Origin of the sequence: Oceanospirillum sediminis (assembly GCF_014164585.1) — a bacterium.
Lineage (GTDB): Bacteria > Pseudomonadota > Gammaproteobacteria > Pseudomonadales > Halomonadaceae > Oceanospirillum > Oceanospirillum sediminis.
On the sequence record NZ_JACJFM010000016.1, the window covers coordinates 48,667 to 64,778 of the forward strand.

A 16,112-nucleotide genomic window follows, 5' to 3' on the forward strand; every position below is an offset into this window, starting at 1 on the left:
GATTGTTACGTTATGCTTTCATCATGCGGGCTGTTTAACCATTTAAGCGATCTTTTATCTGAATTGTCAGAAATAATACCGAACTCCTATCTGACTTAATCTTTCCACCTGATCTTTTGTTATGCCCTGATACCATCGGGCAGGGCGATGGCTGTCCAGCCAGCTGAACTCACCCAGCATAAACCATTGCCGTGCCAGCTGATATCGGTAGGACAAGGTCAGTGCTTTACCGTATTCGTTGTTGTTATCCTGAGGGGTGTTATCCCGGTCTGTAACAGAAAACTCTTCCAGCCGGGCATTCAGGCGTTGTTTGCCAGATTTCCAGCCTAAAGAAAGATAGGCACTTTGAAAACGGTTATTAACCACGTCAACTCGCTGTGGCGATTGCATCAGAGTATCACCGGACATTATTTGTCCCTGCAGGCTCCAGTTCCGGTCTACTGGCCAGTTAATCCCGGCAAATAAAAACCTGGTATGCCAGCCATACTGCCCATTCGTTAAGCTGTAAGGATCAGTATTACTGTCATAGTAGCCCAGCTGTATCTGCTTACGACGTTCCAGGCTGAGTTCAAGGCTGACCATATAACCTGGCTTTCCATCTTCTTCATGGAATGGATCAGAGTCTCTGGCCTGGTCAATCAGGGCGTTATCCAGAGCCGGGAAATGGGGAATCTCTAACTTCTCACCTAATACGGTTTGTCGGCTGCTTTGCGTCCAGCCATGCCAGGATAATATGGCACCTGCCGTGTCATTATTGAAAAACACGGTGCCATTTAATTTCAGATCGTAGCTTTTGTCCCGGAACTTACCCAGCCACTCGGCAGTATATTCCAGACCTGTGGCTCGCAATTCCTCACCAATCCAGCTGTTCATTGTGGACGGCGTCAAAGTATTAGCGGTTGACCAGGCCCGTGCACGGTTCTCCAGAGATATCGCTGGATAAAAAAGCCCGACTTTCAGCCCCTGACGAAAACCTGTGTCATCGGGAAGTCCACGGTATCTGAAATAAAGTTCCGTCAGACCCAATTGGCTTTTATCTTCATCGCTAAAGCCATTCAGAACGCCAATCAGATTGACCTGATCGGTTAATGACAGATCGGAGATCAGAGCGGCCTGGCCTAATGAAAACTTTGTACCCGGCGAGTGTTGTAGTTTGCCTTGCCCGCCACTGACATAGCTGTCCAGACCATGACTGTGACCCAATCGCAAATCGATCAGGCCGTTTAAATCAGCTTCCAGCGCCTGACTGTTGAAAGACACCATGCTCAGAGTTAGCAATACTGAAGACTTACGCATTTGCTGATATCGCCTTATCCTTTTCTTTCAGCCATTGACCGATTTCTGCAGCAGGAGCGGGACGGCTGATGAAATATCCCTGAGCTTTATCGCAGCCCTGCTCTCCTAGCCACTCCAGTGTTTCAGCATCTTCAATGCCTTCGGCCACAACACTTAATCCCATATCGTGAGCCATGCGGATGGTTGAGCGCACGATAATCTGGTCATCCGGGTCTGAATAAACTTTATCGACAAAGGAACGATCAATTTTTAATTCATTGACCGGGAGTTGCTTCAGCTGAGCCAGAGAGGAATAGCCAGTACCATAGTCATCAATAGAGAGTTTAATCCCCTGATCCTGAATATCACACAGCATACCGATAGCAGACACCGGATCTGATACCACGGCGCTTTCGGTAATTTCCAGTGTCAGTGCATCCATTGGCAATGAGAACTCTTGCCAGATCTCCTCCAGCTCTGCAGTGAAATTCTGGTTCTTGAGGTTCTCAGCAGAAATATTGACGGCAATAGACAGTAAAAGCTCCTCTTCTACCCAGGCATTGTACTGGCGGGCAGCTTCGCGAATCACCCAACGGGTCAGTGCATCAATTTGTCCGGTTTGCTCGGCAATACCGATAAAGGCATCGGGAGGAATCATACCCTGTTCCGGATGTCTCCAGCGGATCAGAGCTTCAAGATCACGCACTACTCCGGCATTAATGTCCAGCTTAGGCTGGTAAAAGAGTTGTAACTGGTCGCTTTCAATCGCGATTCTCAGATCATTTACCAGGCTGAGTGTACGCCCGGCGTCGGCATCCATCTCCGCTTTATAAGGCAGGAAGGCTTTCATCTCCCGCTTGCTATGACTCAGTGCTGTATCAGCCTTCTGCAACAGCAGTTGTGCATTGCCTGCATCCATCGGTGCTTTGGCGAAACCTGCGTGTACCTGCAGATGCAACATAACACCGTCACCACACAGCGGTGGATCAAGAAATTTCTCAACATTATTGCACCAGGTTACCACCTGCATCTGGTCTGTAGTCATCAGGATAACAGCAAACTCATCGGCTCCGAGATGAAATATCATCTTCTCTTTATTCAGCTCGCTAAGACGTTTACCGACCTCTTTAATCATCAGGTTGCCGGTATCATAACCCAGGGTATCATTGACGGTTTTGGTTCGGCGGATATCCAGATGTAGCAAGGTACAACCGGGACTGCCGCTTGCACACAGCTCCTCCAGAGTTTCCAGCAGAGAATAACGGTTCGGCAGATTCGTTAAACTGTTATAGCGCAGTTGATGGTTAATTTTTTGCTCACGTACCAGAACCGCCTGCTGCATCAGATTAAACTCCTGTGCCAGCTGGCCCAACTCATTTTTCCCTGTGATATTAACCGATGAATCATAGTTACCACGCGCAATATACTGTGCCTGACGCACCAGTTCTTTTACCGGTTTACTGATAGTGCCTGACAGATTGTAAGCAATAACCAGAGCGAGCAGGATCGTTACGCCCTCAACTACCATCAGTTGCCACAGGTTCTGACGGAGTGTTTCCAGAAGGCTGGAACGCGAACCATAGATGGCAGCTTTCAGGTCCTGCTGATCAACCTCACCCAGAGAGATACTGGTATGAAATGTTGTCGGGTCAGGATTTCCAGAAACGATCAGCTGCCCCATAGGGTTTGCCGGGCTGCCAGTAGTATAAGGGGAAGCCGCAGCGAGGTTCAGCCAGCGGTCACCGGCTTTGCTCAGCAGAAATTCAACGTTTAAGCCAGTGACATTAGCCAGATTCTGCGCCAGAGATCCATTGACCTGATAACCATATCCAATCCAGCCAACAACTTGCTGACCACTTTTTAAAGGTGCGAAACTAAGCTGATAAACCTGTCCTTCTAACAGGTAAAGCTGTGAGGTGGCTTTTTCTGCATCAAACCATTGGGGGAAACGGAATTGATTATTCTGTTCTGGACCCAGTTTTACTTTGCTCTCTGCTGATGTGCGAAATAACTGACCAATAATCAGATTTTTTCTGTTTACGGCAAAGGCCAGGTCTGCATCAATTCGTTTGCGATGGTTATTCAGAGCAATAAGAAAACTACGTGCATCAGCGTCAAAGACTTCTTTTAAGCCAAAGTCCTTAGCAGCCGTTTCGGCAAATGCTTGTAAGTAATAACTACGCTGCTGATACTGATTCTGGAAGGCGGAAGTTGCGGACTCCAGCCGCAAATCGATCTGCTGCTGTTCCTGTTTGCTATTGGCTTTATAAATAATAACCAAAGAAACCGCCTGGACAAGCAGTATCAGAAAGACAAAAAATATAAAAACCTGGGTTCTTAAACTACCCATTGCTGTAAATTCCCGGGGGCTAGTATTGCTCAATAAAATCAAATTCTTCCGTGCTGGCTTCAGGAAGCCTGACTACCAGTGTCTCAGGTAGTGACCACTCAATTATAGTATCACCCTTGAATTCTATGGTCCTTGTGTAAATCTGATTATCAGATCTGAATTGTGGATGCCAGAGGGTTATTTTGTATTGACCAGCTTGTTCCAGTTGTAGCTGAGCCTGGCCGTCGGTATTCGTCCTGGTAAAATATGGTGTATTCACCACCAGCAGATGACCACTCATCCAGTCATGAATATTACATCCCATAGAGATCTGGGCATGTCCACTATCGGTAATATTCGGGGTCATTTCATGTGATTCATCAGACTTCAGCTTGAAAGAGAAGCGGTTATCGTCAGAAATGGAGTAGATGTGGTGTGTAAAGTCATCCCGGTTAGTAAACATCACACTGTTTTCGTGCTGCATCACCGTCATAAAAGGAGCAAAAGCTTTACCTTCCTGAGCAATTTCTACTTTTTGCACCACGCGATCAGGGGCTTTGTGATCTAACGGCTCAGCAAAAAGGATCACTGGATCAACAGTTGTACCATCCTGATTCCGTATTGAAACCGATAGTTCTGCAGCGTGAACATGTAATGAGAAGGCTAAGCTGCTGAGAAGAGATAAATGAATGATATTTTTGAACACGTCAAATAATCCTGTATTTGAGTCATTAACACCTGACAATTAATAAGTAAATAGGTTCCTTAACTCTGATATTTTATTCAAATATCAAACATATACTGCAGGAATGATTGTTTTGCTGGTAGGGTATTGGTTCTCCTGAAGCAATACTTAGGATGTCACGGATTCAGTTTAATTCTTCTTAGTTCAGAAATACCATCATATTGGTATCAGATATTATTTTGTATCTTTATTGCTAATAAAGTCAGAACCTGAAGCCTGAGAGTATAGACTGCAGACTTCAGATCCATATTATCGATCTCTATTCAGCAGAGCTCTTATTGCTGTTCAGAAGCAAAGCCTTCATTCACAGTGAAGTGATTCAGGTTATGAATCTCCTGCCAGTAGCGCTTAAAGTCAGGGCCATCTTCGTGGCTATAGTTCATGTTTCTGAACAAACCAGCCAGTTTGGTAAAGTGCTCACGGATACTGTCTTTATCATCCATCTCAGGATGTTCAAACAGGCAGCGCTTTAACAGCCTGAAGACGCGCATCTGGCGTTGCATCGGTGTTGAAGCATCAACGTCATCAAAGGCATCCTGTTGCAGATAAACCTGATCCAGACACTGGGCGCGGTTAAAGGTGAGGAAATCCTGCAGGGTAACACCTTCTTCGCCGGTCACCTGCATCATCTGCTGGATATCTTCACCCTGAGTCAGCAGTTTCTGCATCTGCTTCACATCATCAACCCATTCACTATCCAGGTTTTCACCGTACCAGGCGCTGAGTTGTTCCAGATAACGGGACCAGGAGATTAGCGGATCAACCGCCGGATAGGCCCGTTTGTAGGCGCGGTCAGCACTTAAGCCCAGGAAGGTCTTCACAGTACGCAGAGTCGATTGTGTCACTGGTTCTTCAAAGTTACCACCGGCAGGAGATACGGTGCCGATCAGGGTCAGACTGCCTTGTTCGCCTTCGTTATTACGAATTAAACCGGCGCGTTCGTACAGGCTTTTCACCGAGGAATCCAGATAAGCCGGGAAGGCTTCTTCACCTGGGATCTCTTCCAGACGACCCGAGGTTTCCCGCATCGCCTGGGCCCAGCGTGAGGTGGAGTCGGCAATCAGCAGGGCGTTATAACCCATCTGACGGTAGTACTCACTCAGGGTGATACCGGTATAGATAGAGGCTTCACGGGCGGCCACTGGCATTGAGGAGGTATTACAGATAATGATGGTACGATCCATCAGGGTGCCGCCTTTAGGATCAGGCAATGCCGGGAATTCGGTAATGGTTTCCACCACCTCACCGGCCCGCTCACCACAGGCGACAATAATCACGATATCCACATCAGAGAAACGTGAGATCAGGCCCTGCAATACGGTTTTACCGGCACCAAAAGGCCCTGGAATACAAGCGGTACCACCTTTGGCAATCGGGAAAAAGGTATCGATCAGACGGATAGAAGTCAGCAGTGGTTGTTCTGGGTATTCCCGTTCACTGAAGCGTTGCGCCAGCAACGGCTGACATACCGGGATACGCACGGGCCACTTCTGCTGCATGGTCAGCTCATGCTCTTTACCCAGATGATCTTTAATACGAGCAATGGGTGTCGTGGTGGTAAAAGTACCTTCCTGAATCCAGGTGATCTCTACCTCACCCACCTGATTAAAGGGCACCATGATTTTGTGCTTAAAACGCCCTTCCTGCACATGACCAACAGGGTCACCGGCTTTTAAACGAGCACCGACTTTGACGGAGGGTTGAAAAGCCCACTGTTTCTGGCTATCGATGCCGTCAACCTGTAAACCTCGGGGTAGGAAAAAACCGTGCTGACCGGCAATAATCTCCAGCGGGTTTTGCAGGCCATCATACACCTGTCCCAATAGGCCGGGGCCTAAGGTCACAGACAGCATCTGACCGGATTGACGCACCGGATCACCCACGGCAACACCGCGGGTATTCTCAAACACCTGTACATCCGCTTCACCGTGGCGTACACGCAGTACTTCTGCTTGCAGATACTCCTGGCGATCATCGGACGGCACACGGGAGGGGCAGATATACACCACCTCATTTTTAATCAGCGGGTAAAACTCACCCTGCTCATCCTTTTCCTGACGCAGGGTTACGATATCGTCGCGCACACCGATAACCCGAGCGGTAATCTTTACATCCTTCATTAGGAAAGTTCCTCAAAGGCTGATGCGATATGTTGCCGGATGGCTGGGGTGGCTATCAATCCCTCAGCCATAGTGTCAAAGGCAGCAAGCGCCTGATCAGCATTATTGCGAATCTGTTTCTCTGCCAGCTCCCAGCGCAGCACAAAGCAGATCACGGTTTCAATGGTGAAGTGATGACTGCGTTCAATCTGTAACAGCTGCTGCCAGAGATGATGATTGATCTGATACTCAACCTCACCGGCTGCGCCCTTTTGCAGCAGGGGATGCAGTTCTGTCAGCAGAGGCAGAGCAGTTTCCAGACCAAACGTGGGTTCGTGCCAATGCTGACGAATACGTGTGGTCCAGCGACCAAAGCCAAAAAATTGCTCTGGGCCTTTATCACCCTGTTGACGCTGGCGCATGGCTGCCAGGAAGCTTTGCCACTCCAGGCGGTTTGCTATGCACTGACGAACCGGCTCAGATTGGATCTGACTCAGCTGAGATTGCCATTGATATACCAGTTTCTGATCAGGCAGAGATGCTGGCTGCTCAGCACCAAAGTGATAGAGACTTTCAGCCAGCTTCAGCTGCTTCTGATCTTCTTCACTGAGCATGGTCAAACGACGATCCAGCGCAATGCGGGAGATCGGCATCTGCTTGCATTTCGCCAGAGGTGGCAGGTCTGGCAAAGCGGTCACCAGGGTGTAGTAGCTCACTATCGGATCACTCCTTCGAGCAGGGCACGGAAGCGGGGTTGCAGGTGACGCAATAGCAGCTGCGAAACCGCGCTATCGGTCAGATCCACCTCAACATCTTTACCCACCAGGCGTACACGAATACCAGAACCGCTATGGCTGTTAAAGCTAATGCCATCTCGCAACAGTTCCACCGACAGGGATTGTACAAACTGACTCAGGCGACCCGTTTTATATTCATCGGCATTGCGGCGTAGCTCATCCAGACCGATCACATTTTCCGGCAGCAGTATCTCAACTTGCTCACTGTCATCCAGATTGGCTGCTGCGCGGGTACGGCCGACCAGTTCAAGAATCATCCGTTGTACAAACTCGGGATTATCCATCTGCTGTTCGATCAGACGTTCCACCTGGTCGGTAAAGCTCCGCGCCAGATTTTCTTTCACATCCAGTAGTAGATCACGGGCGGCCATTTTTAATGCATCTTCACCAGCTTGCTGCTTCTGAGCCACGTCGCGCTTTGCCTTTTTAATCATGGCATCCGCTTCTTCGCGGGCTTGTTTTAGCAGCAGATCCGCTTCTTTTTCCGCATCCAGCAGGATCTGTTCCGCTTCTGAACGGCCCTTATCCACCCCTTCCTGACGTAGTTTATCGATCAGGGCTTCGATGCCAGAGGAGACGTGATTCTTTTCAATATCACTCATCGTCTGCTCCTAAGCCGGTACACCGGCGCTGATCACCAGAGCGAAGATAAAGGCAAATACCGCAAAACCTTCTACGATGGCCGCCGGTGCCAGCGACATACCAAAAATCTCTGGACGGATCTTGGAGACATTGATCGCAGAAGCACAGCTACGGCCCTGATAAATCGCACTAAACATCAGTGCTAAACCACACAACAGACCAATAGCCGCCAGACCCGGTGCATTATCTACAGTCAGATCACGGTTCAGAGCAAACATCACCACGATGCCATAGATGGACTGAGAGGAGGGCATCGCCGAAATACCAATATAACGACCATGACCGGTTTCCGTTTCTAACAACGCACCCGCTGCAGCTTGTCCGGCCAGAGAACAGCCGATCATGCTACCGATTGCACCCAGTGCCATAGGTCCATATAAACCTGCCCATCCAAGAGCTAAGATCAGGTTGTCCAAGGTGTTACCTCCTGTTTTGCAAACGGCTGGAAGGGATAGCCTTCATCAGCCAGACTCCAGTTATAAAATTCGATCAGATTAAGACGTAAGCCATGAATCACACCGCTTACCACGGTGAGTACAAAGTTCAGCAGATGGCCTGCCAGTAAAATCAGAAGATGCAGTAACAGGCCGATACCCGGTAGAGCATTACCCACATCTGCCGCTAGTTGGTTAAAGGTGATCGCCAGGGATGCACTGGCCAGACCCAGGGCAAAAAGACGCAGATAGCTCAATACATCACCAAAGATCTTGGTGACGTTGGTCAGTGCTAACAAACCCGAAATAATACGGCTGATATTGAGTTCTTTTTCAGCAGTGGAAAACAGCAGTACCATCACCAGACCTACCGCAAAAATTATCCAGTGCAGGAAGGTAAAGCCCAGCAACCAGCCTGATAAGGCCGAAGTGACCGCCACCGCCCAGCCAATAGAGGAGAGCCGCTGCTGACTGTCTCGCCGTACCCAGGCCATTAAAAGATTAGCCAGCACCAGATGCAAAGCCCCTATGGTGATAGAGAGAGCCATCATGGTGTCAAAGTCATTCAGATCGAGCAGCTTCATATCCCCTAATAAGGATATGGGAGCCGTAGCGCCAAAGTAACTACCTACTAAAATGCCCCAGAAGACGCCTGCACCGGTCAGTGCTGCCCCCATGGCCCGTAAGCGACGGCCGGTTTCACTTTGCCCCATGCTTTGCCATTTCCAGGCGATAATGCCGCCAAACAGAAGAGAGTAACCCGCATCAGACATAATGATGGCAAAGAAGCTGACAAAGGAGAAAAACACCACCCGGGACGGGTCCCAGCTGCGATAGTTGGGTGTCTGGAAAAAGCTCACTACTTCCTGACCGCCACCGTACACCTCCGGGTTATCCAGGAAGGTGGGCGGGTTTTCATCGTCCTGAGGCTCTTCCTCCAGCAGGACTAACCCTTTCTCCTCGGCAAAAGCTTCCAGCTGCGGCAGATCCCGCACCGCAATCCAACCCTGTAGGGCAAAGATTTCCCCGTAATCCCTGGTCTGACCTGAGATCTCATCCAGCAGCGCCTGATCCTCAGTACTGGCGATACTATGTTGTAACAGGTAGATCCAGCGGGTGAGGGCTTCACGTTCTGCCTCGGCGGCTTCCAGTTGAATCTCGGTTTCTTCCAGCTGCTCCATTAGTTGGCTAAGAGGGATGTAGCCAGTATGAGTACGTGGTACCGGCATAACGCTGCTATCCGGCTCCTCGGCCGCAATCACAACGATATAGGTATGACGGTTGTCCCTGTGTACTTGCATCCAGGGTAGATCCGACTGCTCGATATCCTGCATCTTGTAGTTGGGTACCAGATAGAACCACAGCTTTTCATGGTTCAGATCAGCCAGGTCCGGCAGGGTAAACTCTCCCCAGGGCTCCAGATCCTTGATGCGTTTATCAAGAAAATCCCGTTTCTCCATTAAGCGAATGCGATTCTGACGATTCTGATCCACCTGCTGCAGTACATCATCCAAATCAAGCTGACTTTTCCGTGTCACCTGACGACGCTTCTGTGGACAACTCAACAGATACTGCAAAGAACGTTTTAACAGCTCTGGTTTTAAAAGCTGCGGATTTGTATCGTCAACCTCAGCAGCCTGCTTGCCCCTGCTCTCACTCAGTGGAATAACATGCAACAGCCCCAAAGACTGCAGAGCATCCAGAATCAGGGTTTTATCGTGACTTAGCCCAACAATAGAGGCTTTTTTAAGCTGGAGGATACTCATGCCATACCTGCCTTCAGCCGCTTGTTTTTAGCAATTTTTGAGGTAACAACCCCAGCTCGCTCACTGTCCGACAGGGCGATACGAATCTTGCGGATATTTTTTTCTGCTTCGGGAATCAGCACCTTATCAAAAAGATTCAGACGCTGGGTGGTCTTGCGCAGCCCCACCTCCAACAACTCAAGTCGTTTGTGCAAAATCTGCTGTTCCAGCTGTAGCTCAACTCTTTTTTTCAGCAGCACGACCATAGGATCCAGCCAATGCTCGGTGGCTAATACGGAATAGGGGCGAACCTTAAGGGAGACACTCTCCAGCTCCGGCAGCTTAATACCCACCAGATTGACCTGACGCAGGGAAAAATCGTCGATCTCCACTAACTGCCCGATATTGCCCTGATAGCTGGACAACATCGGCAGTTGCTCCCGTACCTGTAAGCGCAAAGACTCCAGAGTGTCTTCTAATTCGGTCAGGCTTTTACGCGAGTTGGCTCGCTCCGCTAGCAGCTGCTTGCGCTTAAGATCCAGTGCCGGAACAAACTTGCGGTAGGCCTTAACCTTACGGCCTTCCTTATTGAGGGTACTTTTATTCAGTGCCAGCTTACCCATGGCTTAACTCCTGTCAGGCGCTTTCCTGGGAATTTGTCTCGTTCTGGAAATCGGCCTCTGCATCGGTTTTAGGAAAGTATTTGTCGATCAAGTGTTGCTTCATCAACAGCTCCTCTTCCTTGAAACATTGCGCCAGAATTGACCAGCCGGTATCCAGCGCTTCCTCAAGGGGCATGCTGGCATCAATATCCATAAAGGTTTTCTGGAACAGACGACCAAACTTTAATACTCGCTCATCAAACTCACTGAGTTCAAAGGACATCGCCTGTTTCTGTTCCGCATCCTGAGACGCGGCATAGAAACGGATCAGGGTGTTCATAATCTGGCTGTGATCTTCCCGGGTGACCTTACCTATCACATGCTGCTTCAGACGGGAGAGAGAACCAAACGGGTCAATCACGCCATCGTGTAGATAGAACTGCCCTTCGGTGATATAGCCAGTGTTATCCGGTACTGGGTGGGTGACATCATCGCCCGGCATGGTGGTGACCGACAGAATCGTCACCGAACCTGCGCCTTTATAGTCACAGGCCTTCTCATAACGACGGGCCAGCTGAGAATAAAGATCACCGATATAGCCCCGGTTAGACGGCACGTGCTCCATAGAGATACCGACCTCTTTTAACGCATCAGCATAGGCGGTCATATCGGTCAGCAGTACCAGGACTCGTTTGCCTTCGTTGACTGCATAACGCTCAGCTACAGCCAGTGCCATATCCGGCACCAGCAGAGCTTCAACCGTAGGATCAGAACCCTGATGCACAAACATTACGGTACGGGCAGACGCTCCGGCTTCCTCGAAGGTGCGCTTAAAGAAATGGTAATCATCAAAGATCAGACCGATACCACCAAACACTACAATATCTGCATCTGCCTGGGCACCAATACGAGCCAATAGCTGGTTATAGGGCTCACCGGCAACCGAGAAAATAGGGATCTTCTGACTTTCTACAAGACAGTTAAAGACATCAATCATAGGCACATCGGTGCGAATCATACGAGATGCCAGAATACGTCGGGCAGGGTTTACTGTAGGGCCATCAATCTCAATACGAGGCTCATCAGTTAACGCAGGGCCGCCATCAATAGGCTGACCGGTACCCGAGAAGGTACGTCCCAGAATATTAGGTGAGAAGGTCACCTCCATCGGACGACCGAGGAAGCGTACAACGGAGTGAGTGGACAGGCCTTTGGTGCCGGAAAAGACCTGCAGTGAGATCTCTTCGCCGTCCAACAGAATCACCTGAGCGGTACGGGGCAAAATTTCCTGGCCCTCATCCCGGCTTTCGATCAATGCCAGATCACCAAAGCTGATCTGAGAAGCCTCTTCTTCTGAGGTAGGAACATGAACTTTGACGATATCGCCAACAATCTCAAGAATTCGGGAATAACGAATCAAAAGCTGGGACACAACTACCTCCAAGTACTGTAATCCGCTTAAAAGGTTGTTCAAGCCATAAAGAAAATACCGTTTACAAAAGCAACTCTTTAGGGAAAAACCTTAAAATCTTTATGTTTATCATGCTCCTATCAAGAAAAGGTGTAAACAATGTAATGGTAATATTATGTTGCATCAGCGAAGATGCTTTGACTTGATACATAAAACTGACAGCAATCTTTGTACAGAAAGAAGTGTCTTTGACTTCTTTACACTATATTTGAGCCGTCCCCATCCGGGTAGATGACAGTAGAATACTGGTCTCAGATCCTGAGATACCCTCAATTCTTCTAATACGCCCTAGCACCTTATCAAACGCTTCTAAACTACTGGTTTGCAGCTCCACTACTAGGTCCCACTTACCATTTGTACTATGAAAAGCTCGTACTCCGGGTTCTTTCATGAGTTGTTCCCTGATCTTGATAGAGCAGTTTCCTTCGATACTCAGGCTCATTAAAGCGCGAACTAAGGAGAGGCTTTCATCCGTTTCACTACTCAACAAAACGGTATAGCCCGTAATAACACCCTGCTTCTCCATACGGTTCAGTCGATTCTGTACCGTAGCCCTTGAAGTACCAATAGCCTTAGCCAAAGCAGCTACAGGCATGCGTGCATCACTCCGTAATAAACCAATTAGCTGGCGGTCAATATGATCCAGATTTGACATTTTGTTAACCCATAGTTAGCAAATCGTCAAAATGATATCAATTTAGTCTAACTTTTAAACTTATTTTTAGCTTTACCCAGCCAGATAATGTGATGACCCAAGTCGCTCACTCACAATAAAAGGCAATAGGTAGCGCTATGACACAGTTTCTTGATGTACATGAATTAAGTCAGTTTGTACGCAATATGGGGCCGCAACATCTGATGGCCAAATTGGTGGATTACCTGGAACAGGATTATCTGAACTGGGCCAAATTTGATAAATCCGCCCGTTTAGCCGCTCATAGTGATGTAGGGGTTATCGAGTTGATGCCTATCGCTGATGATCAGCTGTATTCCTTTAAATATGTTAATGGCCATCCCTCAAACACCGCTCAGGGTTTACCAACAGTAATGGCCTTTGGTGTACTAGCAGAAGTAGCGACGGGTTATCCCCTACTATTGAGCGAATTGACTCTAGTAACGGCATTAAGAACGGCAGCCACTTCTGCCATGGCCGCTAAATATCTGGCCCGCCAAGATGCTAAAACCATGGCACTGATTGGCAATGGCTGCCAAAGTGAGTTCCAATCGATCGCCTTTCACAAGCTGCTCGGTATTAATGAGATCCGTTGTTACGACGTAGACTATGCCGCTAGCGCCAAACTAAAAGCCAACCTAGATTGTTATACCGATCTTAGACTGGTGATCTGTGAATCAGCCCATGAAGCCTGTGCTAGTGCAGATATTATTACCACGGTCACCGCTGATAAACGTTTAGCGACCATTTTAACCCCCGATATGATCGCCCCTGGTCAACATATCAATGCTATTGGCGGGGATTGCCCAGGTAAGACTGAATTACACCGAGATGTACTGACCCAAGCTGATACCTTTGTTGAGTATGAACCTCAGTCTCGTATTGAAGGCGATATTCAACAACTGCCCGAAGATTATCCAGTGACAGAACTTTGGCAGGTGATTGCTAAACAACAACCGGGGCGTCAAAACGATCATCAGATCACAGTGTTTGATTCTGTGGGCTTTGCTCTTGAGGACTATAGCGCCCTGCGGATGTTGTATGAGTTTACTCAACAGGGTGATAGCGAGCTCGGCCAAACCTTAGGCCTTATCCCACACCTATCTAACCCTAAAAACCTGTTTGGTCTATTGGTAAATCCTGATGGCGATACTGGGCAATTTAAGTTCCAACCTCTGAATACTCAGATGACCAACAGTCAAACCAAACCTTCTGAGCCGACCTCTTTTTCAAAATCTAACCGACCAGTAGCGGTGTAATGATGAGCATGATGAATAACTATCGAGTCCAGTTATCGGTACAGTCTCCCCGTGCTGTGATAATGATACGTCCCCATAACTTTTACCCTAACCCAGATACCGCTGAGGATAATGCTTACCAAAAACAAGTCCCTGACGAAGCGATGGAAGTGATCGCCCAGCGTGCTTATCAAGAGGTGACACAAGCGGCAGAAACACTGCGTCAGCATAATATCGCTGTTTACCTATTTGATGATGAGAAAGGAGAAAGCCCTGACTCCGTCTTTCCCAATAACTGGTTCTCGACTCATCCAGGTGGCCATGTCGCGCTCTACCCTATGTATTCCAATAATCGACGTCGAGAACGACGCCAGGACATTATTGAGACCTTAAAACAGAACTTTTATGTACAGGATGTCACGGATTATTCCGGCCAAGAACTGGACGGTATTTTCCTTGAAGGTACAGGCGCTATGGTGTTGGATCATATTGAACGTGTCGCCTATACCGCAAAATCCAATCGAGCGAACGAAATCGCATTACAGCGTTTTTCTGCTCACTTTAATTATGAACCTGCCGCTTTTGATACTCAGGATGATCAAGGCCAACCGGTTTATCACACCAATGTCATGATGAGCATCGGCACCCACTTTGCCATGGTGGGTACAGAGCTGATTACCGACCCTACTCGTCGCCAGGAAATTATTCAGCGTTTACAAGCAACTGGTCGAGAAGTTATAGCGCTCTCCAAAGATCAAATCGATCAATTTGCTGGCAATGTCTTAGAACTTGCCTCACCTGAAGGACACCTGCTTGCCTTATCTAGCACCGCTTTTAATGCCTTAACGGATCAGCAAAAAGAGACCCTAGAGCGTTATGTCCGCTTTGTTGTGTTAGATATTCCTACGATTGAGCTGGCCGGAGGTTCAGTACGCTGCATGTTAGCAGGTCTGCATCTTACCCCCAGAGTTCGCGAGAATTCGTCCAAAGAGCAAGCAGATTGTTAAGTAGGTAGCCCCTCACCGTTCAACCTTTTTAAAGCCGTAAGCCCAGTTGTCTTACGGTATTAGCCCAGTTCGACACACAATTAAAACAATACTGGAGTAAGTGATGAAAAAGCTGTTCAAATCCTTAATTATTGGCACAAGTATTTTGGCTTCTCACTGGAGCTTAGCCGCAAACTCTGACTATTCCGCTTTAACAGATATCACCGATAAAGGTGAACTTAAGGTCTGTTTTGATGCCGGTTATATGCCCTTTGAGATGAAGTCGAAAAAAGGCGGCTTTATGGGTTTTGATATCGATATCGGTAAACAGATGGCTGCCGCAATGGGCGTTAAATATGTTCCGGTAAACACCGCATGGGATGGCATTATTCCCTCTCTAGTTACAGGAAAGTGCCATATTATTATGGCCGGTATGACAATCACGGCTCAACGTAATATGAAGGTGAGTTTTGCTGATCCTTATATTGTAGTAGGGCAATCTATTCTAGTGTCTCCTGAACTGGCCGGTTCCATTAAAAGCTACCGAGATCTCAACAATCCTAAGTACACCGTATCCACCAAGCTAGGCACCACAGGTGATGCGGCAGTCAAACGCTTATTGCCTAAAGCCAATACCAATCTGTTTGAAACAGAAACTGATGCAGTCTTAGAGTTTGTTAACGGTAAAGCCGATGCCTTTGTTTACGACATGCCGTTTAATGCCATCTATTCCGCTAAACATAAAGACAAAATTAAACACCTAGATAAACCTTTCACCTATGAACCTTTAGGCTGGGCAATCCGTCAGGGAGACCCTGATTTCTTAAACTTCCTTAACAATTATCTCAGCCAGATTAAGGGCGATGGTACCTACGATCGCATCTATAACAAGTGGTTTAAAAATGACGCTTGGTTAAAGCGCGTGCAATAAGTTCTCTGCTACTGATCTAAAACAGTAGCCATTTAATCACTTAACACCGAAAAGTGTGATCACTGAGCACCTTCTTATCTGCACAACGATATGTTGTACCCGATGTGAGAAGGGCTCAGTGGGCTCCCCTTAATTTCAGGTGAGG

At 48.1% G+C, this 16,112-nt stretch carries 14 protein-coding genes; 3 read left to right on the forward strand and 11 right to left on the reverse strand.

Going from position 1 to position 16,112, the window contains the following annotated elements; genetic code table 11:
* Nucleotides 1-66: 66 nt before the first annotated feature.
* The 11 genes from H4O21_RS13195 to H4O21_RS13245 form a co-directional block, all read right to left on the reverse strand.
* Nucleotides 67-1,296, reverse strand: a complete 1,230-nt coding sequence (locus H4O21_RS13195) for a hypothetical protein (protein WP_182809344.1) — start codon at nt 1,294-1,296, stop codon at nt 67-69.
* Complete coding sequence (locus H4O21_RS13200) at nt 1,289-3,556, reverse strand: EAL domain-containing protein (protein ID WP_182809345.1); 2,268 nt, start codon at nt 3,554-3,556, stop codon at nt 1,289-1,291. Before H4O21_RS13200 ends, H4O21_RS13195 begins: the two co-directional genes overlap by 8 nt.
* An 88-nt stretch (nt 3,557-3,644) precedes the next feature.
* Nucleotides 3,645-4,310: a cupredoxin domain-containing protein gene (locus H4O21_RS13205; RefSeq protein WP_182809346.1), complete on the reverse strand. Its 666-nt coding sequence runs from the start codon at nt 4,308-4,310 to the stop codon at nt 3,645-3,647.
* A gap of 314 nt (nt 4,311-4,624) precedes the next feature.
* The gene (locus tag H4O21_RS13210; protein WP_182809347.1) at nt 4,625-6,469 is read right to left on the reverse strand and encodes a V-type ATP synthase subunit A; all 1,845 of its coding nucleotides are present in this window, start codon (nt 6,467-6,469) and stop codon (nt 4,625-4,627) included.
* Nucleotides 6,469-7,164, reverse strand: a complete 696-nt coding sequence (locus tag H4O21_RS13215; RefSeq protein WP_182809348.1) for a hypothetical protein — start codon at nt 7,162-7,164, stop codon at nt 6,469-6,471. Before H4O21_RS13215 ends, H4O21_RS13210 begins: the two co-directional genes overlap by 1 nt.
* Nucleotides 7,164-7,847 carry an ATPase gene (locus H4O21_RS13220; RefSeq protein ID WP_182809349.1) on the reverse strand — a complete coding sequence of 228 codons (684 nt, stop codon included), beginning with the start codon at nt 7,845-7,847 and terminating at the stop codon, nt 7,164-7,166. Before H4O21_RS13220 ends, H4O21_RS13215 begins: the two co-directional genes overlap by 1 nt.
* Before the next feature lie 9 nt (nt 7,848-7,856).
* Entirely contained in the window at nt 7,857-8,303 is a 447-nt protein-coding gene (locus tag H4O21_RS13225) for an ATP synthase subunit C (RefSeq protein WP_182809350.1), read from the reverse strand.
* Nucleotides 8,291-10,087 carry a V-type ATP synthase subunit I gene (locus tag H4O21_RS13230; RefSeq protein WP_182809351.1) on the reverse strand — a complete coding sequence of 599 codons (1,797 nt, stop codon included), beginning with the start codon at nt 10,085-10,087 and terminating at the stop codon, nt 8,291-8,293. Before H4O21_RS13230 ends, H4O21_RS13225 begins: the two co-directional genes overlap by 13 nt.
* On the reverse strand, nt 10,084-10,689 hold the full coding sequence (locus H4O21_RS13235) for a V-type ATP synthase subunit D (protein WP_182809352.1): 606 nt from the start codon (nt 10,687-10,689) through the stop codon (nt 10,084-10,086). The genes H4O21_RS13230 and H4O21_RS13235 overlap by 4 nt, the downstream gene beginning before the upstream one ends.
* A 13-nt stretch (nt 10,690-10,702) precedes the next feature.
* Nucleotides 10,703-12,100: a V-type ATP synthase subunit B gene (locus H4O21_RS13240; RefSeq protein WP_182809353.1), complete on the reverse strand. Its 1,398-nt coding sequence runs from the start codon at nt 12,098-12,100 to the stop codon at nt 10,703-10,705.
* A gap of 241 nt (nt 12,101-12,341) precedes the next feature.
* Nucleotides 12,342-12,794 (reverse strand): Lrp/AsnC family transcriptional regulator, encoded by a 453-nt coding sequence (locus H4O21_RS13245; protein ID WP_182809354.1) that lies wholly within the window; start codon nt 12,792-12,794, stop codon nt 12,342-12,344.
* Between the two features lie 137 nt (nt 12,795-12,931).
* Between H4O21_RS13245 and ocd the strand changes: the two genes are divergently transcribed.
* The 3 genes from ocd to H4O21_RS13260 all read left to right on the forward strand — a co-directional run bounded on the left by ocd (nt 12,932) and on the right by H4O21_RS13260 (nt 15,967).
* Nucleotides 12,932-14,071 carry an ornithine cyclodeaminase gene (gene ocd / locus H4O21_RS13250; RefSeq protein ID WP_182809355.1) on the forward strand — a complete coding sequence of 380 codons (1,140 nt, stop codon included), beginning with the start codon at nt 12,932-12,934 and terminating at the stop codon, nt 14,069-14,071.
* A complete protein-coding gene (gene ctlX / locus H4O21_RS13255) occupies nt 14,071-15,057 on the forward strand; it encodes a citrulline utilization hydrolase CtlX (RefSeq protein ID WP_220495654.1) in 987 nt (328 codons plus the stop codon). Before ocd ends, ctlX begins: the two co-directional genes overlap by 1 nt.
* Nucleotides 15,058-15,160: 103 nt before the next feature.
* Complete coding sequence (locus tag H4O21_RS13260; RefSeq protein WP_182809356.1) at nt 15,161-15,967, forward strand: transporter substrate-binding domain-containing protein; 807 nt, start codon at nt 15,161-15,163, stop codon at nt 15,965-15,967.
* The last annotated feature ends 145 nt before the right edge of the window (nt 15,968-16,112 follow it).